This window comes from Isoptericola maris (genome assembly GCF_048065335.1).
GTDB lineage: Bacteria > Actinomycetota > Actinomycetes > Actinomycetales > Cellulomonadaceae > Isoptericola > Isoptericola rhizosphaerae.
The window spans coordinates 82,815-102,759 of sequence record NZ_JBLUNY010000006.1; the positions used below are offsets into that span (position 1 = coordinate 82,815).

Sequence of the window (19,945 nt, forward strand, 5' to 3'; positions counted from 1 at the left end):
AACGCACCCGGGGGGGGGCACGCCGCGGGCCGCTACCCGCCGGGGGAGAGGACCGGCCGTCGTCGGGCCTGGGAAGGCCGAGTGCGTCAGCCCTGGAAGCGGGGGAACGCCGAGCGACCGGCGTACCGGCCGGCGTCGTCGAGCGCCTCCTCGATGCGCAGGAGCTGGTTGTACTTGTTGATGCGCTCACCACGGGCCGGGGCGCCGGTCTTGATCTGACCGGCGTTGGTGGCCACGGACAGGTCCGCGATGGTGGTGTCCTCGGTCTCGCCGGAACGGTGCGAGGTCATCGTGGTGAAGCCGTTGCGCTGCGCGAGCGTCACGGCGTCGAGCGTCTCGGTGAGGGAGCCGATCTGGTTGAGCTTGACCAGCAGCGAGTTCGCGGCCTTCGTCTCGATGCCCCTGGCGAGACGCTCCGGGTTGGTGACGAACAGGTCGTCACCGACGATCTGCACCTTGTCGCCGACCTTCGCCACGAGCGCGGACCACGAGTCCCACTCGTCCTCGGACAGCGGGTCCTCGATGGAGACCAGCGGGTAGTCCGCCACGAGCCCCTCGTAGAACGCGACCATCTCGTCGGGCGTCTTGGCGCCGCCCTCCCACTGGTACGAGCCGTCCGAGAAGAACTCGGTCGCGGCCACGTCCAGCGCCAGCGCGACGTCGGAGCCCGGCGTGTAGCCGGCCTTCTCGATCGCCGTGATGATCAGGTCGAGCGCCGCACGGTTGCTCGACAGGTTCGGGGCGAAGCCGCCCTCGTCACCCAGACCGGTGGCCAGGCCCTCGGCCTTCAGCACCGACTTCAGCGCGTGGTAGACCTCGGTGCCGGTGCGCAGCGCCTCCTTGAAGGTGTCCGCACCGATCGGGGCGATCATGAACTCCTGGATGTCCACGTTCGAGTCCGCGTGGGACCCGCCGTTCAGGATGTTCATCATCGGCACGGGCAGCACGTGGGCGTTGGGGCCGCCGACGTAGCGGAACAGGTCCAGGCCCGCGCTCTTCGCCGCCGCCTTGGCCACCGCGAGGGAGACGCCCAGGATCGCGTTCGCGCCCAGCTTGCCCTTGTTCGCGGTGCCGTCGAGCTCGATCAGCGTCTGGTCGATGAGGCGCTGCTCCTCGGCGTCGTACCCGATGAGCTCCGGGGCGATGTCGTCGATGACGGCGTTGACCGCGCCCTCGACGCCCTTGCCCAGGTAACGGCCGGAGTCGCCGTCCCGGCGCTCGACGGCCTCGAAGGCGCCCGTGGAGGCGCCCGACGGGACGGCGGCACGGGCGAACGTCCCGTCGTCGAGGGCGATCTCGACCTCCACGGTGGGGTTGCCGCGAGAGTCGAGGATCTCGCGCGCGCCAACGGCTTCGATGCTTGCCACGGATGCTCCTTTGAGAGGGCACGCGGGCCGCCGCGGCCCGGCTCAGGCACGCATGCGCCCGGGACCGCCGACGCCCGCGACGATGGAGGGTTGACGCCCCCAGCGTAGCCCCGTCCCGGAACCGGTGCGCCCGCGCCCACGTGGTGGGCCACCCGCCGGGCGCCCACCCACTATCGTGATGGCGGTGGACGGCTTCTGGGACTTCATCGGCTCCTACTGGTGGCTGGTCTTTCCGCTGAGCGGCGTCGTCGGCGGATGGTTCAAGGGCGCCCAGAAGTGGGACGAACGCCGCCGCCGCGACAAGATCGAGCTGTACCGGCTCAAGCACGCCGACAAGCTCGCCACCGCCGAGGCGGAGGAAGCCCTCACGAGCGAGATCGACCGGACGCTCGCCGAGCACGACACGACGAACAGCCGCTGGCTCGAGTACGAGCTCGACGCCGTGAAGAGCCTCGAGTTCCCCGTCATCACCGACATGCGCGAGCAGGTCACCGTGGACTTCCACCGCGCCCGCCGCGACGCCGACGGCCTCCGGCCCGACGACCCGGAGGAGCTGCGCGACCGGAAGCGGCTCGAGCGCTACCGCGCGGCGGTCCGCGAGTACCAGCTCACCTTCGACATCGCCGAGCGCGAGGCGAAGCGCCGTCGGGCCTCCGACTTCACCTCCGAGGAGCGCCGGGCGCTCGACCGAGCCAAGAAGCTCCTGGCGCTCGCCGACGACGAGGGAGCCACCCAGGTGGAGCGGCAGTCGGCCTACCGCCGGGCCACCAAGGAGCTGGAGGGCATCCTCGTGCTGCCGGACGCCGCCACCGAGGCTCTCGAGCAGCGCATCGCGGGCATGCTCGAACAGGCGCCCGAGCCCGACCCGGGGGCCTGACCGCCGAGGTAGTGCGGCTCGTGCGGAGGTAGGGGGGCGCCCACCTGGGTGGGCGCCCCCTTACCTCGTCGGGTGCGGTACTACCTCGCGGCCGTTGCCACCACCTCGGCCCAGGGGCCGTGCTTGTCCCCCGGCGCCTGGTTGCGGGTCCACCACTTCGCCTCGTAGCGGTCGCCGTCGTGCACGACGACGTCGCCCGCGGTGAAGATGCGCGAGTCGGTCCACTGCGCCGTCCCGTCCGACGCCGTGGCGATTTCCTGCCACGAGCCCCAGGGCGAGCTGCCCGGCTCCTCGGTGGTCCACCACGTCGCGCGGTACAGGGCGCCGTCGTGAGTCACCTCGTCGTCGGCCGTGTAGACCTGCCCGGACTCCCAGTCCGGCGCGGGCGGCACGGGCGCCGCCACCAGCTCGGCCACGCCCCAGCGGTGCGTGTACTGGTAGCCGGTGCCGGTCGGGTCGGCCCAGGTGGTCACCGAGGTCCGGGCGCCGTCGGTGGCGTCGTTGACCTGCAGGTCCAGGCCCTGGAACGTCCCCGCACCGCCCTGGTCGAGCAGGTCGATCGCGGCTTCGACGAGGTAGCCGTCCTCGGTCAGCGTGGCCGCCGAGGTCAGCCGGGCCTCCTGCTCTGCCGCGTCACCCGTGCCGAAGGACACCACGTTCTCCGCGCTGATGCGGATCTGCGTGTCCTGAGCCCGGTAGGCACCGCTCTTGGCGTTGCCGGCGTCGAGGAAGATCTCCACCGAGTCCTGGATCCAGGGGTCGGAGCCGCTGACGTCCACGGCCGGGTCCGGCACCTCTGCCAGCACGTACAGCGTGTCGTCCGTCCACAGGGTCCGGAAGGTCCCCACGGCACCGTCCGACCCCTCGACGCGGTTCGCCGTGGTCACGGCGTTCGCCGCGGACCACACCTCGTCGACCTCCCCGTCCACCGTGGGTGCCTCCGGCGCCTCGACCACCTCGACGTGGCTCAGCTCCTCGAGCAGCGAGAGCGTGCCGTACGCGCCGGGGGTGTTCCACCCGGCGGACGTGCCGCCGTCGTCCACCTGGACGTCGAGGGCGAGCGTGTCTCCCTCGGCGACGCCGCCGAGCGGCAGGTGCGCCACGACGTCGTACCCGGCGTCGGTCTCGACGACCTCGGCGGTCGCATCCCCCGTCACGGTGCCGTCGCGGCCGACGACGGCGGTCGTGCCGTCGAGGTCGAACGTGACGGCGTCGCTCGCCTCGGCCGCACCGTCGGTGACGGACACGTAGGCGGTGAGGTGGTCGGCGGCCCAGCGCAGCTGGAACCCGGCGACGTCCTCGCCGGCCGCGGTGATCTCGTGCAGCGGCAGACGGTCCCACCGGGGCGAGGAGGCCGCGGAGCCGTCGAGGTCCACGGTGCCGGCGAAGACGTTGGCCGACCGCTGCTGAACGGGCAGGTCGCCGTCGACGATCCCGAAGTAGGCCGGCTTGGCCTGGTAGGCGTCGTCGAAGACCAGCGGCGCCCCGTTGTCGGCACGCCAGGAACGGCCGTCGGTCAGGCCCCAGACCGTGGCGGCGTGCAGCGAGTCGGCGTGGTCGCGGAACATCCGGAACGCGTCCCGGAACCAGTAGCCCTGCTCGATGAGGTTCGCCTCGGTCTCGGGGGTGCCGATGGTGACGTCGAGCTCGGTGACGGCCTGGGTGACCGGCATGCTCTCGAACCGCTCGAGCGCGATCTCCAGGGCCGAGACCGGCGTGGCGAGCGAGACGTGGAACTGGTGCCCCACGCCGTCGAGCGGCACACCGCGCTCGAGCATGCGCTCGACGAGGGCGACGTAACGGTCCTGCTTGCCACCCTGCTCGGTGTTGTAGTCGTTGATGAGGAGCTTGACCGGGCGATCCGCGCCGTCGGCGGCGTGGAGGTCGTTGAAGGCCTCGTCGGCGTACTCGAACGACAGGTCGATGAACTCCTCGCCGAGGATCCGGTACCACTCGCTGCGGCGCAGGCCGTCGTCCGTGGCGCCGTCAGAGATGACCTCGTTGACCACGTCGAAGGCGTTCACCGGGTTGTCGGCACCGAACTCGCCGTAGGTGGCCAGCCACTCGACGACGGCGAAGATGTGCTCCCGGAGCCGGTCACGCAGGACCTGCTGGTCGGCGGCGGAGTCCGTGAGCGGCTCCCCCGCGTCGTCGGTGAAGAACCACTCCGGCGTCTGGGAGTGCCACGTCAGCACGTGGCCGTACATCGCGAGGTCGTTCTCGGCCGCGAAGTCCATCAGCGCGATCGCCTCCGGGTGCGGACGGAACGTGCGCTCGTCGTCGTACCAGGCCTCCGGCTTCATGTGGTTCTCGGCCGTGATCTGGTTGAAGTGCCGCAGGAGCAGCTCTGCGGCCGACCCGCTGGTCTCTCGCGAGTCGATCGCCACGCCCGTCGCGAACGGCACGGTGTCCTTGATCGGCGTGAGGTCCTGGACCACCGCCGGCTCGGGCACGGCGACCACGACGTCGTCCACCAGGATGTCGCTCGTGTTGGTGCCGTTGTAGTCCGTCTCGAGGTAGAGGACCTGCTCCTCGCCGGCCGGGGCCTGGAAGGAGCCGGTGACCTCGGTCCAGCCGTCCGCCGTCACACCGGACCACTGCGCGAGCGTCGCGTACGACGTCGAGCCGTCGGCGGTGGTGGCCAGCGACAGCCAGACGGCGTCCGCCTCCTGATCCTCGGCGAACCGCACCTGTGCGCTGAACTCGTAGCGCACCCCGGAGGTCAGCGCCTCCGAGACGTCCCGGCCGATGCCGTCGCCCTGCCCGTCACGGTCGGTGACCAGCGCGGCGGCCTCGCCCGAGACGGCGTCCGCCGTCGTGATCTCCACGGTGGGGTCGGTCTCGTCCCCGGTGCGCGGGCCCCAGCCGTCCAGGCCGTCCTCGAAGTCGGTGCTCAGCACGGCGCCGGACGCCGGGGGCGTGCCCTGCACCTGCGCGAACTCCCAGCCGTCGGCCAGGCGCTCGGTGACCACGGTCTCGACCGCGGCGAGTGACCCGGAGCGGTCGCCGCCGCCGTCATGCACCAGGACGAGCTCGCCGTCCGTCATCGCGGCGCGCAGGTTCTCGGCCAGCGTGGCCTCGTCCTGCGTCTCCCAGTCGGCGATCGTGTTCGTCACCGCGAGCGGCTGCATGCCGAGGTTCACCGCGACACCCGGGGTGGCGCCCCACGAGCCGTTCGGCGCGCGCCAGAACGGCACCTTGGCCTGCGGGTCGCCGAGAGCGTCACGGATGATGTCGAGGTTGGCGATCATGTCCGCCTGGGCCTGCTCCGGCGTCATCGAGCCCATGTCGGCGTAACCGGTGGAGTGGTTGCACAGGGTGTGCCCCTCGTCCACGATCCGGCGCAGGATCTCCGCGCCGCCGTCGGCCTCGATGTTCTGCCCGATGACGCAGAACGTCGCGGGCAGGTCGTGCTCGGCGAGGAAGTCGAGCAGCGCCGGCGTCGTGCCCGGGTTCGGGCCGTCGTCGAAGGTCAGCGCGGCGACCGGGCCCCCCGCGGTGCCGGGCTGCGCCGCGGACACGGGGGTGGCGGTGGGGCTGACCGCTCCGCCGGGGACGAACCCGTCGGGCAGGCTGCTGTCGACCTCCTGGCCGGTGATCACCAGGTCGTCCACGAGGAAGTCGGGGTGGACGTCGCCGACGGGGGCGGCCTCGAGATAGAGCTGGGCGTCGGTGAGGCCGGCGGGCATCGTGTACGTGCCGCCCACCTGGACCCACTCGTCAGCCGTGGCGCTGACCGCTCCACCGACCCAGGTGTACGCGTCGCCGTCGGCGGAGGTCTCCTGGACGGTGAAGTGGAGGTCGGTGGCGTCCGGCGCCTCGGCGGGCAACTTGACCCAGGCCTCGACCTGGTACACGCCGTCCTCGGCGAACAGTCCGCTGACGTCCGTGGCCGGGCCGTTCCACTCCCCCGTGCGGCCGGTCACCGCGAGGGCGCCGGCGCCGGTGCGCGCGTCGTCGGTGATTTCGAGCTCGACCGGGCCGCGCGGGCCCCACGGGTCCGACGCCGTGTCGAAATCGTTTTCCAGCACGACGGCGTCGTCCGCCACCGCTGCTGACGCTCCCATGACGGCGGCACCTGCTGCACCGCTCGCCGCCAGCGCGGCCGCGGTGAGCCCCGCGACCGTCCTGGTGATCCTTAGCCTCATCGTCGCTCCCTTGCGATGTGCGACCGGGGCACCGGCCTCGATGCTCGCGGCCCCGGGCGAGGCGCGCCGCGCCCCGTCATCCGGCACGCTACGGGGGCGCCGATTTAAGGTCAATGGCTGAACGAACCGCTGCGAAATCGTTATCTACCGCGACAGCGGTCCTCCGGCGTTCATCGCCGGATCAGTACGGGCAACGTGCGTGCCGGCTCATCACGGTGTCCGGCAGGAGTTGTCACGAGCCGGCACGCACGTTGGTCTGTCGGGGACGTCAGTCGCGCAGCAGGTCCTGGTCGCGCAGGTCCGCGAGGAAGCTCGCGGTGTCGGCCCGCGCGACGGACTCGTCGATCCCGTAGGCGTCCACGAGCGCACCGACGAGCTGGTCCTCGGTCGCGCCGTCGGCCAGCGTCTGGGCGAGCAGGGTGCCGGCCGCGTTGGTCGTCAGGTACTTCGAGGTGTTCAGGTCGAGGAGCACCAGCTCGCCGTCGACCTCCTGCCAGGTCAACCCGTCTGCCCGCAGCCGCATGGTGTTCTCCGATCGTCGCGGTCGTCCGCAGGCATCAAACCACCGCTGGAAGTGCCTCACCGGCCGATCGAGCGATTTCATCCGCAGGCGCCCGCCATTCACCCGCTCACCAGCCCTTTTCACCCTCGCCGCGTCTGCCGCGGCTCGAGCGCGCTGGCAATACTGAATTCGTCCGGCACGACAACCAGGAGGTACTCCCATGTACGAAGCGCCCGGCATCCGCGAGGTCGGCACGGTCGCCGACGTCACGCTCGAGGGCCAACTCGACTGGAACTTCGACGGCGACCTGTTCCGCGGCCCCAAGGACGACGGCGGTGGCGGGGTCTCCTGACCCTCTCCCGCAGCACGTCGGCGGCCCCGCGGCACCGTCGCGGGTGCCGCCGACCGGCGCGGAGACCGACATGACTCTCGACGTCCATCGACCCACGCCGCACGAGATCGCCTGGTCCTGGATGCCCGGCCTGGTCGAGCCCCCGCCCCGACGACGGACGTCGGCGTCTGCCCTCGACACCCTCGTCACGGCCATCGCGCGCCACGCCGGCACGCGCCAGATCTTCGTCACGTTCTCGGGAGGCCGGGACTCCTCGGCCGTCCTGGCCGCGGCATGCCGAGCCACCGCCCTGGCCGGCGCACCAGACCCGATCCCGGTGACGTTCGTCTATCCGGGGATCGCCGAGGCCGACGAGTCCGACTGGCAGCACGCCGTCGTCAGCCACCTGGGGCTCCGCGACTGGTGGCGCCTGCCCGTCACCACCGAGAACGACCTGCTCGGGCCGGCAGCCCAGGACAGCCTGCGCCGCCACGGCCTGCTCTGGCCGGCCACGATGCACGCACGCTGGCCGCTGCTCGAGCGGTGCGCCGGCGGCGCCGTCCTCACCGGGGAGGGAGGCGACGAGGTCTTCGGCGACCGCCGCATCCGGCCGCTGCGCCGAGCTGCACTGCATCCCTTCGCCCCCGGCAGCCCTCGCCGAGCAGCGGTGACGTCTCTCGCTCCCGGCCTGCTCCGCTCCCGGCAGCACGCCATGCCGTTCACGACGCCATGGCTCCGGGCCGACGCGCGGCGCGAGCTCGCCGAGCGCGTGTGCGCCGACGACCTCGCCGAGCCGCTGGCCTTCGGTGGCTCGCTGCGGTGGGTCGCGCGCCGGCGATCGGTCACCGAGTTCTTCCGGACCTACTCCGCGCTGGCCGCCGAGCACGACGCGGTGGTCACCCACCCGCTGCTCGACCCGACCTTCCTCGCTGCCGTCGCCCACCGGCACCCGACAGGTTTCTCCTCGCGCACCGACGGCATGCGAGCAGTCTTCCGCGACGTCCTCCCGGACACGGTCCTCGCGCGCACCTCCAAGGCGACCTTCACCCTCGCCTACCTCGGCGAGGCCACCCGGGAGTTCGCCCGGAACTGGGACGGCAGGGGTGTGCCGCACGACCTCGTCGACGCCGAGGCCCTGCAGGAGGCATGGTCGAGCGAGCGTCCACCCGGCCCCACCGGTCTGCTGCTCCAGTCCGCCTGGCTCGCCAGCCAGGTCCGCAGCCCCGCCGAGGGCGCCGCGTGAACGCGCGACGGCGCGTCACCGGCCTGCTGCGAGCAGTCCGGTCGGCATCGGTCTACCTGGTGGCCGAAACTGGTCTGCGGACGCTCGGCCTGCGGCGGACCGCCGCTCTGCTCGGCCTGCGCCTCGGCGGCGCTCCGGGCTCGACGGCCCGCCCAGCCTTCGACACCACGCAGCTCACGTCCCACGAGCTGCGCGCGCTGCGCATCGACCGGCGCGTCCTGCGCCTGCGCTGGGTCAACGGCACGTGCCTGCGCACGGCCCTGCTGCTGGGCCGCACGCTGCGTTCCCGCGACCCGCAGATCGTGCTGGGTGTGCGGCGCGACGGTACCGAGCTGCGGGCGCACGCCTGGCTCCGCATCGACGGTGCCGACCTCGACCCCGAGGGCGCGACGTGGATGTACCTGGAGTTCGACCAGACACGGATCGGGAGCCCTGCATGACCACCACGCTCTACGGACTGTCCATCGACAGCGACGTCCCGATGCCCTCCCGCACCGGGACCGTCGCCGCCGACGGCCGCGTCCGGCTGCGGCGCGGGGCGGACCGCAGCCACACGTTCGACGATCCCCCGGGTCAGGTCCTCCTGCACTACGCCAGCCCCGAGCGCCCCTGGTACACGGCGACGCGGACCGCAGACGGCTACGTGCTCAGGTTCCACGGCACCTGCGACTTCGTGCTCGGTCCGAACCTCGAGGACGTCTCGTGGCACGTGGTCGAGGGCGCCGACACCGGCGTGGCACGGGTGCTCGCCTCCGGTGCGCTCATGGCATTCCAGCTGTACCTGCGCGGGCACGTCGTCCTGCACGCCAGCGCCGTCCAGCTCGGTGGCGCGGCGGTCGGGTTCGTCGGGCGGTCGGGCATGGGCAAGTCGACGATGGCGGCGCTGCTGTGTGCCGAGGGTGGAGCGCTCGTCACCGACGACGTCTTGCGGGTCGACGACCCCGGGAGCAACGCGGTCGCCCGGCTCGGCGCCACCGAGCTGCGCCTGCGCAAGGGTGCCGACACCCTGACCGAGAGATTCGGTGCGGACTCCCCGCACCAGGGCCGCAGCGCCGACGGACGCGACCTGCTGGCACCCGGACGTCCGGCCGACGACGGCGTCCCGCTCCGCGCGCTCGTGGTCCCGCTCCCCCGGCGGGACGCTGACGAGCTGCAGGTCGACCAGGTCCGCGGAGCCGACGCGGCGTTCGCCCTCATGCAGTTCCCACGCCTGCTCGGCTGGCAGGACCCCCAGGTCACCGCAGCGCAGTTCGCCGGGGTGTCGACCCTCGCCGCGAACGTCCCCGTCTTCACCGCCCAGGTGCCGTGGGGGCCGCCGTTCCGCGAGCGCCTGGGAGCCGAGCTGGTCGCGGCGCTGGGCGATCAGGGGGCGGCGCTGGACCAGCCGTCCGGGAAGTACGCCCCGGCCTGAAGGTCGAACAGCTCGGCATACAGTCCGCGCTCGGCCATCAGCTCGGCGTGCGTACCGGACTCGACGACCCGCCCGGAGTCCATCACGTAGATCCGGTCCGCTCCCCGCACAGTGGCGAACCGGTGCGAGATGAAGAGGGCTGACCGGCCGCGCAGGGTCTCCCGCAGCGAGGTGAACAGGGCGTGCTCGGCCCGCGGGTCCAGCGCCGCCGACGGTTCGTCGAGGATGACCAGGTCGGCGTCACGGTAGAACGCGCGGGCGATGGCGACCCGCTGCCACTGCCCGCCGGACAGGTCCGAGCTGTCGTCGAACATCCGTGACAGGCGCGTGGCATATCCGTGCGGCAGGCGGGCCAGGGCGCCGTCCACCCCGGCGGCTCGTGCGGCCTGCCGGACCTGCTCGGCGCCGTGCGGGTCACGGCGGGCCTGGGGCCCGGCACCGTCGAGCGCGATGTTCTCCGCCGCGGAGAACGCGTAGCGGACGAAGTCCTGGAAGATCACCGCGACCCGGCTGCGCAGGTCGTCCTCGGCAAGCTTGCTGTACGGCGTCTCACCCCAGAGCACCGTGCCGTCGTCCGGCTCGTACAGCCCGGCCAGCACCTTCGCCGCTGTGGTCTTGCCCGACCCGTTCTCCCCGACGACGGCGACCACCTCCCCCGGTCCCACCTCGATCGACACGTCGGTCAGCGCCTCGACCGACGCGCCGGGGTACCGGAAGGTCGCGCCGTCGATACGGACCCCCGCGAACGGTGGCATCCCGTCGACGGCGCGGGGAACCGTGGAGGCCTCGTCCTCGTGGTGCCGGAAGAAGGCCTCGAGGTCGTCGAGGTAGAGCCCTGACTCGTGGATCTGCTGTATGCCGCCCACCAGCCCCTGGATCTGCCCCTGCAGGGCGCGGATCCCCACGATGGCGGCACCTGCGTCGGCGACGCTGACCTCGCCACGAGAGATCAGCAGCACCAGGAGCAGCAGCGTGGCCACGAGCACGAGACCGGACAGCGTCTGACCGAGCACCGACAGGCGCAGCCGACGGCCGAGGTGCCGGCGCAACGCCGCGAGGTACGTGTCGTACAGGGCGCGGAACCGTTCGCGCAACCAGGGCGCCACCTGGAAGGCACGGATCTCCTTCGCCTCGTCCCGGCTGGTCTGCACGTAGTTGACGTAGGTGCGCTCGCGCTGGTTGGTCGTCTGGTCGACGGAGAACCGGAACTCCAGCGCGCTCTCGCGGCGGCTGGTCAGCAGCACCGGGACGGCGCCGACCGCGAGCAGCGGGAGCAGCCACGGGTACAGCGAGACGAGCGCCGCCCCGACACCGAGGCAGGCGGCCAGCGCCCCGATCACGGTGAACAGCCCTTGCGTGACCTGGAACGGCCGGGACATGGCGCTCTGCCGCACGCGCTGCAGGTTGTCGAAGTACTCCGGGGACTCGAAGTTGCGCAGCGGGACGGTGGTCGCCACGTCCTGCACCTTCTCGGCCATGGAGCGGGCCACCAGCTCGCCGACCAGCCGCCGCACGCTGCCCTGCGCCACGGTGACGACGGAGCCGAGCGCCATGAGACTCGCGAGCGCCACCACCGACCACACGAGGCCCGGCGTGATGCCGGCGTCGGGCAGGTCCAGGATCCGCTCGAGTACCTGCGCGACGACCAGCACCTGCAGGGCGAGCGCCACGGCGGCGGTGACCTGCAGTGCCACGAGCGTCATGAAGAGGCCAGGGCTGCACCGCCACACGATCCTGGTCGAACGGCGCACGAGGTCGACCAGCCGTCGTCCCTTGGCGGTGACCGAACCACCGCGCCCAGCTTCGCCGTCGCCCGTGGCGGTCCGGACGGCGCTCACCGTCGCTCACCGCTCGCGGCGGCGGCGAAGTACGCGTCCCGGGCACCGGCGTCGGGCACGTCCTGCTGGAGCGGCCACGCGACGTCGCGCCCGGTCCGATGACGCCAGCCGTCCCGGCGTGCCCGGGCGTGCAGCGCGACGAGGTGGCCTGCGCTGGCGACGACCGACGCTCGCGCGGCGCTGTACACGGCGCCGCCGAGCCGGGGGTCTCCCGGGAGCCCGGGGAAGGGGTGCCGGGCGTCGCGTGCGCGGGCCAGCCGGCCCCAGGATCCCGCGGCGGCACGCTCGAAACCGGGGTGCGGCACTCCTGGCTCCCCGGCGACGCGGTACGCCCGGTCCAGGACGAGGGCCACCGGGACCTCCGCACGCGCGGCACGGGAGCGGTCGCACAGCACGTCCCAGTCGACCTGCTGCGCGGCGTAGTAGGCGTCGGCGAGCCACATCAGCCGGTTCGCACCGGCCTGGGCGGCATGGACCGCGACGTGCAGCGCCTGGTCCTCGGGGTCGAGCATCGGCACCGAGGTGGCCGAGAGCTCACGGTGGCGCCGTCGCGCCAGCATCGCGTCGACGTCGAGGGCGAAGGCCCGGCGCACGGACGGCGCGACCGCGAGGTGCCAGTGCAGGTCCACGTGCGTGCCGTGGCGACCCACCATCGCCAGCTCCCCGCGTCGCGACGCCCGCAGCGCCGGCCAGTTGCGGTCGAGGAGCCGGCCGCCCTCGGCCTCGACGATCTCGACGGCGTCCCGGAACGCCGCGGGCTGCACGAGCAGGTCCAGGTCGTAGTACTCGCGCATGTCGGCGTGCGGCCAGACGACGGAGGCGAGGGTCGCGCCCTTGACGACAACCCAGGCGATGCCAGCCCGGTCCAGGGCCGCGCCGAGGACCTTGAGGTCCTCCAGCGCCCGCAGGTGGCGGAGCATCTGCCGGTTGCGCCCCACCTCCAGCGGTGCCCGCCATGCCTCGGGGACCTCGGACCAGCCCCGCACGGCACGCGCGACGGCCGGTGTGACCCGGTGCAGAAGGCCTGCTTCCCACAGCTCTTCGCCCGTCACCCGTCCCAGCTCGTCGGAGAAGACGCCCGGCCGGTCGAACGTGGCGTCGAGCAGCAGCTGCGCCAGTGGGCGCAGAGCCGAGCCGGTCGCCCGCGCTGCGGGCCGTTCCACGAGTTCCACCTGCTGAGCATCGCTCGCCGGAGGCCCGCAATGACACCGCGGACGCAGATTTCACCCGAGCCGACCTGGCGTCGCTCCTGCCGGACGGCTCACCGCACAGCGTCCTGCTGTGGGTCGCGTCGGTGGGCGACCGCCTGGCGTTCCTCGCCGGTCCGGGGTCGACGTCGACCGGGCGAGCGCCGCGTCCTTCGCCGGAGGCCGGCGTCGCCCGAGGCGGTCGGCCGGCCGTGCTGCGCCTACCGCGCCGCCGTGCCGGCCGTCGCCGCAGCCCCCACCTCGCCGAGGACCACCGCGTCGATGAGCTGGCGCGCCCAGGTCAGCAGGGCGGTGCCGCGCAACGGCTTGCCGCCGATGCGCGCCGTCGTCGGGAACGGCACCAGGACGGCCCGGATGCCGGGCTTGAGGATCGTGCCCGGGTAGAGCCGCTTGAGCCGCATCTGCGCCGACTCGGGCAGGTCGACCGGCGCGAACCGGATGTGCTTGCCCTGAGCGGTCACGTCCGCCAGGCCGGCGCGGCGGGCGTGGTTGCGGAACTCGGCGACCTCGAACAGGGCCTCCGTGGGTTCCGGCAGGGCTCCGTACCGGTCGACGAGCTCGTCGCGCACCTCGGTGAGCGCGGCCGCGTCCTGGGCGGCGGCGATCTTCTTGTACGCCTCGAGCCGCAGGCGCTCGGTGGCGATGTACTTCTCGGGCAGGTGGGCGTCTACGGGCAGCTCGATCGTCATCTCGGGCGCCTCGGCCTCGGCGTCGCCGCGGAACGCCGCCACGGCCTCCCCCACCATGCGCACGTACAGGTCGAACCCGACGCCGGCGATGTGCCCGGACTGCTCGCCGCCGAGCAGGTTGCCCGCGCCGCGGATCTCGAGGTCCTTCATGGCGATCTGCATGCCCGCGCCGAGGTCGGTGTTGGCCGCCATCGTGGCCAACCGGTCGTGCGCCGTCTCGGTGAGGGGACGCTCCGGCGGGTAGAGGAAGTAGGCGTACGCCCGCTCCCGGCCACGGCCCACCCGCCCGCGCAGCTGGTGGAGCTGCGACAGCCCGAGCGTGTCGGAACGCTCCAGGATGAGCGTGTTCGCGTTCGAGATGTCCATGCCGGTCTCGATGATCGTGGTGCACACCAGGACGTCGAGCTCCTTCTCCCAGAAGGCGCGGATCACCTGGTCGAGCTGCTGCTCGCTCATCTTGCCGTGCGCGACGCCGATCCGGGCCTCCGGTACGAGCTCGGCCAGTCGCGTCGCGGCCCGCTGGATGGACTCGACCTTGTTGTGCACGTAGAAGACCTGGCCCTCGCGCAGCAGCTCGCGCCGGACCGCCGCGGAGATCTGCCTCTCCTCGTACCCGCCGACGTAGGTGAGCACGGGATGGCGTTCCTCGGGCGGTGTCGCCAGCGTCGACATCTCGCGGATGCCGGTCACGGCCATCTCCAGGGTGCGCGGGATCGGCGTCGCCGACATGGCCAGGACGTCCACGTTGGTGCGCAGCTGCTTGAGCGTCTCCTTGTGCTCGACGCCGAACCGCTGCTCCTCGTCGATGATCACCAGGCCCAGGTCCTTGAAGTGCACCGACCCCGTGATGATGCGGTGGGTGCCGATGACGACGTCGACGGTGCCGTCCTTGAGGCCTTCGAGCGTCTCCGCCGACTCCTTGGCGCTCTGGAAGCGCGACAGCGCCCGCACGTTCACCGGGAACCCGGCGTACCGCTCGGAGAACGTGTCGAAGTGCTGCTGGACCAGCAGCGTGGTGGGCACCAGGATGGCGACCTGCTTGCCGTCCTGCACGGCCTTGAACGCCGCCCGCAGGGCGATCTCCGTCTTGCCGTAGCCGACGTCGCCGCACACCAGACGGTCCATCGGCACGGACTTCTCCATGTCAGCCTTGACCTCGTCGATGGTGACGAGCTGGTCGGGGGTCTCGACGTAGGCGAAGGCGTCCTCCAGCTCGCGCTGCCACGGCGTGTCCGGTCCGAACGCGTGCCCCTGCGTGGCCATCCGCGCGGAGTAGAGCCGGATGAGCTCGCTCGCGATCTCCTTGACGTGCTTGCGGGCGCGCGCCTTGGTGTTCTTCCAGTCGGCACCGCCCATCTTGGACAGGCTCGGCGACTCGCCACCGGTGTACTTGGTGACCTGGTCGAGCTGGTCGGTGGGCACGAACAGGCGGTCGCCCGGCTGACCTCGCTTGGAGGACGCGTACTCGATCACCAGGTACTCGCGCGTCGCGGCGCTCGCGCCCGCGCCGAGGGTGCGCTGCACCATCTCGACGAACCGGCCGACGCCGTGCTGCTCGTGCACCACGAAGTCGCCGGCCGTGAGCTGCAGGGGGTCGACGACGTTGCGTCGCCGCGAGGGCATCCGGCGCATGTCGCGGGTCGACGACCCCTGGCGGCCCGTGAGGTCCGACTCGCTGAACACCGCGAGCTGCAGCTCCGGGACCACGAACCCCTTGCCCACCAGTGCGGGCGCCACGTGCACGACGCCGCCCTCGGGCACATCGTCCAGCTCGGTGACGAGACGGGCGGCCGTGTCCGCGGCGCGGAGCTGCTCGGTCATGCGCTGCGCCGGGCCAGGTCCCTCGGTGGTCAGGACCAGGCGCCAGCCGGCCTTCTGCAGCCCCTGCACGTCGTCCAGGGCACGCGCGACGTCGCCGCGGTACGACTCGACGTCGCGCGCCGCGATCGTGAAGGTGGTCGCGTCGTCGTCCGAGGTCGACACCGCGGCCGCGACGCCGTCGTCGTCCGCCTCGGCTCCGGCCGCCTCCAACGAGAAGGCCGAGAGCGTCCACCACCCGAGCCCGCGGCGGGCCGCGACCTCGCGGGTGTCGGCGAAGGTCGCGAAGGACGCGGCCGAGAGGTCGAGCGGTGCGTCACCGCCCGCGACGGCGCCCGTCCAGGCCGCCGCGAGGAACTCCTCCGTCGTGGCCACCAGGTCGTGCGCGCGCCGGCGCACCCGCTCCGGCTCGTCGAGGACGAGCAGCGAGTCGGACCTGACCAGCTCCAGGACCGGCACCATCCGCTCCACCAGGACCGGCGCCAGGGACTCCATGCCCTCCACGGCGATGCCCGCGGCGAGCCTGTCCAGCATGTCGATCGCGCCGGGGAGCTGCTCGGTCAGCTCCGCCGCCCGCCGACGCACCGCGTCGGTGAGCAGGATCTCGCGGCACGGCGGCGCCCACAGCCCCCGGTCGGCGATCTCCAGCGACCGCTGGTCGGCCACCGAGAACCACCGGATCTCCGAGACCTCGTCGCCCCAGAACTCGAGGCGCAGCGGGTGGTCCTCCGTAGGTGGGAAGACGTCGAGGATGCCGCCGCGCACCGCGAACTCACCGCGACGCTCCACCATGTCCACCCGGGTGTAGGCCGCCGCGACGAGACGGTCGCCGATGTCGGTGAGGTCCGCCGTTTGACTTGTGTGCAGCTCCACCGGGACCAGCTCGCCGAGCCCGTCGACGACCGGCTGCAGCAGCGCGCGCACGGGCATGACGAGGACCCGCACCGGACCGGCCTGCGCGTTGCCGGGGTCGGCGTCCGGGTGGGCGAGCCGGCGGAAGACCGACAGCCGCTTGGCCACCGTGTCCGCGCGGGGCGAGAGCCGCTCGTGCGGCAGCGTCTCCCACGCCGGCAGGACCGCGACGTCGTCGTACCGCTCGTCGGGCAGGTAGGCGCGCACGGCGGCGGCGAGTTCGTCGGCGTCGCGCCCGGTGGCGGTGACCACCACGAGGGGACGCTTCTCGGCCGCGGCGGCGACGAGCGGGGCACGCACGCCCTTCGGGCCGACGACGTCGACCTCACCGCCGAGCGGCACGGCCTCCAGGGCAGCGGCCGCACCGGGGTCGGCGAGCAGAGCAGGAACGATGCCGGTGAGGTTCATGAAGGTCCTTCGGGCGCACGGCGACGGGCCCACCTCACCCCGGGACGGGGCGTGCGGGCTGACGGTCCCAGGGTACGCCGGGACACTCACGGCAGATACGGGTGCGACGGCTCCGGGGGTGAACCCTCGCCGATCACCGGGTTTCACCCGCGAGCGCCCGCCTGCGTTCCCCCACGGTGCGCCTACGCTGCACGTGTGCCGCCCGCCCGTCCGGCGCCGGTCCGCCTGAACGCCTACGTGCTCGCCGCGGACCCCGCCTACCTCGCCGCGAGCGTCCGCGCGTACTACGACCGCGTGGACCGCATCGTCGTGTCCTACGACCGCAGCAGCACCTCGTGGTCCGGTACCCCGCTCCCGGTGGAGGAGTGCCTCAGGATCATCAAGGGCCTGGACGTTGCCGGGAAGTGCGAGTACGTGCCTGGCGACTACTACCGGGCGGACCAGGAACCCCTCGACAACGACACCCACCAGCGCCAGGCGGCGCTCGACCAGGCCTCCGACGGCGCGGACTGGGTGCTGCAGCTCGACACGGACGAGGTCCTGGTCGCGCCCGCGACCTTCTTCGGCGCGATCGGCCAGGCCCACGACGTCGGCGCGACCGCCCTCGACTATCCCTCCCGGTGGCTCTACGCACGCGTGGGGGACGCGCCGGGCGGCGGGCGATACCTGGAGGCCTCGACCCGGTTCTGGCGGCCTGTCGCCGGCTATCCCGGGCCGCTGGCGGTCCGCCCCGGAACCACACTGACGTGCGCCCGCCAGGCGGACGCGGCGATCCACCACCGCGTCGACCTCCGCGCGCGGAATACCGACCCGGCCCACGGCCCCGACACGATCGTGCACGAGGTGATCGGCCTCGACGAGGCGGTGGTCCACTACTCGTGGGTCCGCGACGACGAGGACATGCGCCGCAAGTTCGGCTGGTCCGGCCACTCCGCCGCGTACACGCGCCCGGAGGTGTACCGGCGGTGGGCGACCCGGTCGCGCCACCCGCGGCGCACGGTGCTCACGACGCCGTTGCGTCGCCACCCGGAGTGGTTCCGCCTGTCCACGATCGCGCCGGAGGCACCCCGTGACTGAGCTCACGGCCTCCGTCGTCATCCCCACGTACCGTCGCCCGGACCACGTGCGCCGGTGCCTGGAGCACCTCGCCGCGCTCCGCACGCCACCGCTGGAGGTGCTGGTCGTGGACGCGTCGCCCGACGGCGCCACGCGGGCCGTCGTCGAGGACTTCCCGGGCGCGCTCTACCTGCGCAACGACCTCGGTGCCGGCCGGACGCCCGAGTCCCGGGCCCTCGGCGTCACTGCGGCCCGCGGCGACGTGGTCGCGTTCGTCGACGACGACGCCTACGTCGCCGAGACCTGGCTCGACGAGATCCTCGCGCCCTACGCCGACCCGGCCGTGACGGGCGTCGGTGGCCGCATCGTCAACGGCGCGCCCGGCGAGGACCGCGTGGGCCTCGACGCGATCGGCCGTCTCCTGCCGGACGGGCGCCTGCTCGGGAACTTCACCGCCGATCCCGGCCGCGTGGTCGCCGTCGACCACTTCCTCGGGGCGAACATGTCGTTCCGCCGGCAGGCCATCCTCGACGTCGGCGGCGTCCATGGGGGCTACCCGGCACCGTGCGTGTGCGAGGAGTCCGACATCGCGCTGCGCCAGCGGGCCCTCGGGCGCCGGCTGGTGTTCAACCCGGCCGCCGTGGTGCGGCACGTCTCCGCGCCGTACAGCATCCGGGGCGACCGGTTCGACCGCCGCTGGCACTACGTCGCGCGCCGCAACCACGCCGCCATGTTGGTGCGGGTCTTCGGCCCGACGGCGTCGCACACCCGGGCCTACCCGGTGACGGTCCTGCGGCACACCGCCCGAGAGGTGCGCTCGGCAGCCGGGCGTGCCGTGCGGGCGCCGTCCCGGGACTCGGTACGCCACCTGGTCGGGGCCGTCGTGCGCGCGCCGATCGAGCTGGTCGGCGTCGTCGTCGGGCTGCGGGCCGGGGCGGTCGCCCGGCGCACCGACGTCGTCAGGGGCGGTGGTCGAGCTCGTCCTCGATGACGGCCTCGAGCTCTGCCGCGCTGGGCAGCACGCCGCGAGCGTCCGCCGGCAGCCCCTGGTAGTCCGCGACGGCGACGGGCGCGCTGGTGCTGGCCAGCGCGTACCGCACGGTGGGCCCGGACTTTCCGGTGCACAGCAGGATCCCGATCGTCGGCGCGTGGATCTCGGGGCGACGGAACTGGTCGTCGACGATCGCCACGTACGTTCCCAGCTGGCCGACGTGGGCGGGCTCGAAGGGACCGATCTTGAGCTCGACCACGACGTAGCGCAGCTGCTCGACGTGGAAGAACAGCAGGTCGACGAAGAACTCGTCGACGCGGTCGCTCGCGTCGTCCGGCACGCTCAGGCGCACCTGGCGTCCGACGAACGCCATCCTGCGACCGAGCTCGAGCATCGTGTCCTGCAGCCGGTCCATCAGCGCCTGCTCGACATCGCGCTCGGCGACCTTCTCCACGAGGGCCAGATGCTCGAAGACGTAGGGGTCCTTGACCAGCTGCTGCGCCAGCTCGGAGTCCGGGGTCTCGAGGGCAGCGGTGAAGTTCGTCGGCGCCGCTCCGACGGCACCGCGAAGGTCCGCCTTGATCTGGTGCTCGAGCACCGCGCGCGACCACCCGTCCTCCACCGCCCGGGCGGCGTACCAGTCCCGCTCCTCGCGGCTCTTGAGCCGGTCGAGCAGCACGGTCACGTGCCGCCACGGCAATCGTCCACCAACGTGGTGGACGAACTCCTCCTCGGTGGGCCAAGTCTCTGCGGCCCGCCGCATGTACAGCAGGTTCGAGCGCGACCAGCCACGCTGGTCAGGGAACTCGCGCTGCAGGTCCGCCGCCAACGACGTGACGACCTTGCTCCCCCAGCCCGCAGTCTGCTGCCGCTCGAGGATGTCGTGCCCCACCGACCAGTACAGGCGCAACACCTCGGTGTTCGCCGCCCGCGCCGCCCGAAACCGCGTCGCGCGCACCCGCGCCTTCAGATCAGCCAACAGCTCGGCATAACCGACCGGCTCGAGCTCGTTCCCCGGAGACGTCATGCGCGACATCGTGCCCCACCCCACCGACAGCGCCTCCGCTGCCCGGGCGATCGGCGAGCATCGACGACACCGCTCCGGCTCGCTGCGATCGTGGCGAGCTCCAAGCGGGTGCGAGGTGG

At 72.5% G+C, this 19,945-nt stretch carries 14 protein-coding genes; 7 read left to right on the plus strand and 7 right to left on the minus strand.

Going from position 1 to position 19,945, the window contains the following annotated elements:
* Positions 1–86: 86 nt before the first annotated feature.
* Entirely contained in the window at positions 87–1,367 is a 1,281-nt protein-coding gene (eno, locus tag ACH5HR_RS10620) for a phosphopyruvate hydratase (RefSeq protein ID WP_402374515.1), read from the minus strand.
* A gap of 184 nt (positions 1,368–1,551) precedes the next feature.
* On the opposite strand from eno, the gene ACH5HR_RS10625 reads away from it, so the two are divergent.
* Entirely contained in the window at positions 1,552–2,244 is a 693-nt protein-coding gene (locus ACH5HR_RS10625) for a hypothetical protein (RefSeq protein ID WP_416477772.1), read from the plus strand.
* Between the two features lie 80 nt (positions 2,245–2,324).
* Here ACH5HR_RS10625 and ACH5HR_RS10630 read toward each other — a convergent pair whose 3' ends face one another.
* Both ACH5HR_RS10630 and ACH5HR_RS10635 read right to left on the minus strand, forming a co-directional pair.
* Positions 2,325–6,392 (minus strand): endo-1,4-beta-xylanase, encoded by a 4,068-nt coding sequence (locus tag ACH5HR_RS10630; protein WP_416477774.1) that lies wholly within the window; start codon positions 6,390–6,392, stop codon positions 2,325–2,327.
* A gap of 268 nt (positions 6,393–6,660) precedes the next feature.
* Entirely contained in the window at positions 6,661–6,915 is a 255-nt protein-coding gene (locus tag ACH5HR_RS10635) for a PqqD family protein (RefSeq protein WP_402374509.1), read from the minus strand.
* 199 nt (positions 6,916–7,114) lie between these two features.
* Here ACH5HR_RS10635 and ACH5HR_RS10640 point away from each other — a divergent pair, with 199 nt between their 5' ends.
* The 4 genes from ACH5HR_RS10640 (at position 7,115) to ACH5HR_RS10655 (ending at position 9,879) form a co-directional block, all read left to right on the plus strand.
* Positions 7,115–7,246 carry a lasso RiPP family leader peptide-containing protein gene (locus tag ACH5HR_RS10640; RefSeq protein ID WP_402374507.1) on the plus strand — a complete coding sequence of 44 codons (132 nt, stop codon included), beginning with the start codon at positions 7,115–7,117 and terminating at the stop codon, positions 7,244–7,246.
* Positions 7,247–7,316: 70 nt separating this feature from the next.
* Positions 7,317–8,468, plus strand: coding sequence for an asparagine synthase-related protein (locus ACH5HR_RS10645; RefSeq protein WP_402374505.1), 1,152 nt, complete (start codon positions 7,317–7,319; stop codon positions 8,466–8,468).
* Positions 8,465–8,908, plus strand: coding sequence for a lasso peptide biosynthesis B2 protein (locus tag ACH5HR_RS10650; RefSeq protein ID WP_416477776.1), 444 nt, complete (start codon positions 8,465–8,467; stop codon positions 8,906–8,908). Before ACH5HR_RS10645 ends, ACH5HR_RS10650 begins: the two co-directional genes overlap by 4 nt.
* The gene (locus tag ACH5HR_RS10655) at positions 8,905–9,879 is read left to right on the plus strand and encodes a hypothetical protein (protein ID WP_416477778.1); all 975 of its coding nucleotides are present in this window, start codon (positions 8,905–8,907) and stop codon (positions 9,877–9,879) included. Before ACH5HR_RS10650 ends, ACH5HR_RS10655 begins: the two co-directional genes overlap by 4 nt.
* Here ACH5HR_RS10655 and ACH5HR_RS10660 read toward each other — a convergent pair.
* The 3 genes from ACH5HR_RS10660 to mfd form a co-directional block, all read right to left on the minus strand.
* On the minus strand, positions 9,831–11,717 hold the full coding sequence (locus ACH5HR_RS10660) for an ABC transporter ATP-binding protein (RefSeq protein ID WP_402374499.1): 1,887 nt from the start codon (positions 11,715–11,717) through the stop codon (positions 9,831–9,833). The two genes, ACH5HR_RS10655 and ACH5HR_RS10660, sit on opposite strands and share 49 nt — an antisense overlap.
* Positions 11,714–12,889, minus strand: coding sequence for a nucleotidyltransferase family protein (locus ACH5HR_RS10665; RefSeq protein WP_416477779.1), 1,176 nt, complete (start codon positions 12,887–12,889; stop codon positions 11,714–11,716). The genes ACH5HR_RS10660 and ACH5HR_RS10665 overlap by 4 nt, the downstream gene beginning before the upstream one ends.
* Before the next feature lie 236 nt (positions 12,890–13,125).
* Positions 13,126–16,752 (minus strand): transcription-repair coupling factor, encoded by a 3,627-nt coding sequence (gene mfd, locus ACH5HR_RS10670; protein WP_416477780.1) that lies wholly within the window; start codon positions 16,750–16,752, stop codon positions 13,126–13,128.
* A 195-nt stretch (positions 16,753–16,947) separates the two neighbouring features.
* Here mfd and ACH5HR_RS10675 point away from each other — a divergent pair, with 195 nt between their 5' ends.
* Positions 16,948–17,829: a hypothetical protein gene (locus ACH5HR_RS10675; protein ID WP_416477781.1), complete on the plus strand. Its 882-nt coding sequence runs from the start codon at positions 16,948–16,950 to the stop codon at positions 17,827–17,829.
* On the plus strand, positions 17,822–18,799 hold the full coding sequence (locus ACH5HR_RS10680; protein WP_416477783.1) for a glycosyltransferase family 2 protein: 978 nt from the start codon (positions 17,822–17,824) through the stop codon (positions 18,797–18,799). Before ACH5HR_RS10675 ends, ACH5HR_RS10680 begins: the two co-directional genes overlap by 8 nt.
* Here the strand turns inward: ACH5HR_RS10680 and ACH5HR_RS10685 are convergent.
* Complete coding sequence (locus ACH5HR_RS10685; RefSeq protein WP_402374489.1) at positions 18,768–19,826, minus strand: PDDEXK nuclease domain-containing protein; 1,059 nt, start codon at positions 19,824–19,826, stop codon at positions 18,768–18,770. The genes ACH5HR_RS10680 and ACH5HR_RS10685 overlap by 32 nt on opposite strands.
* Positions 19,827–19,945 lie beyond the last annotated feature (119 nt).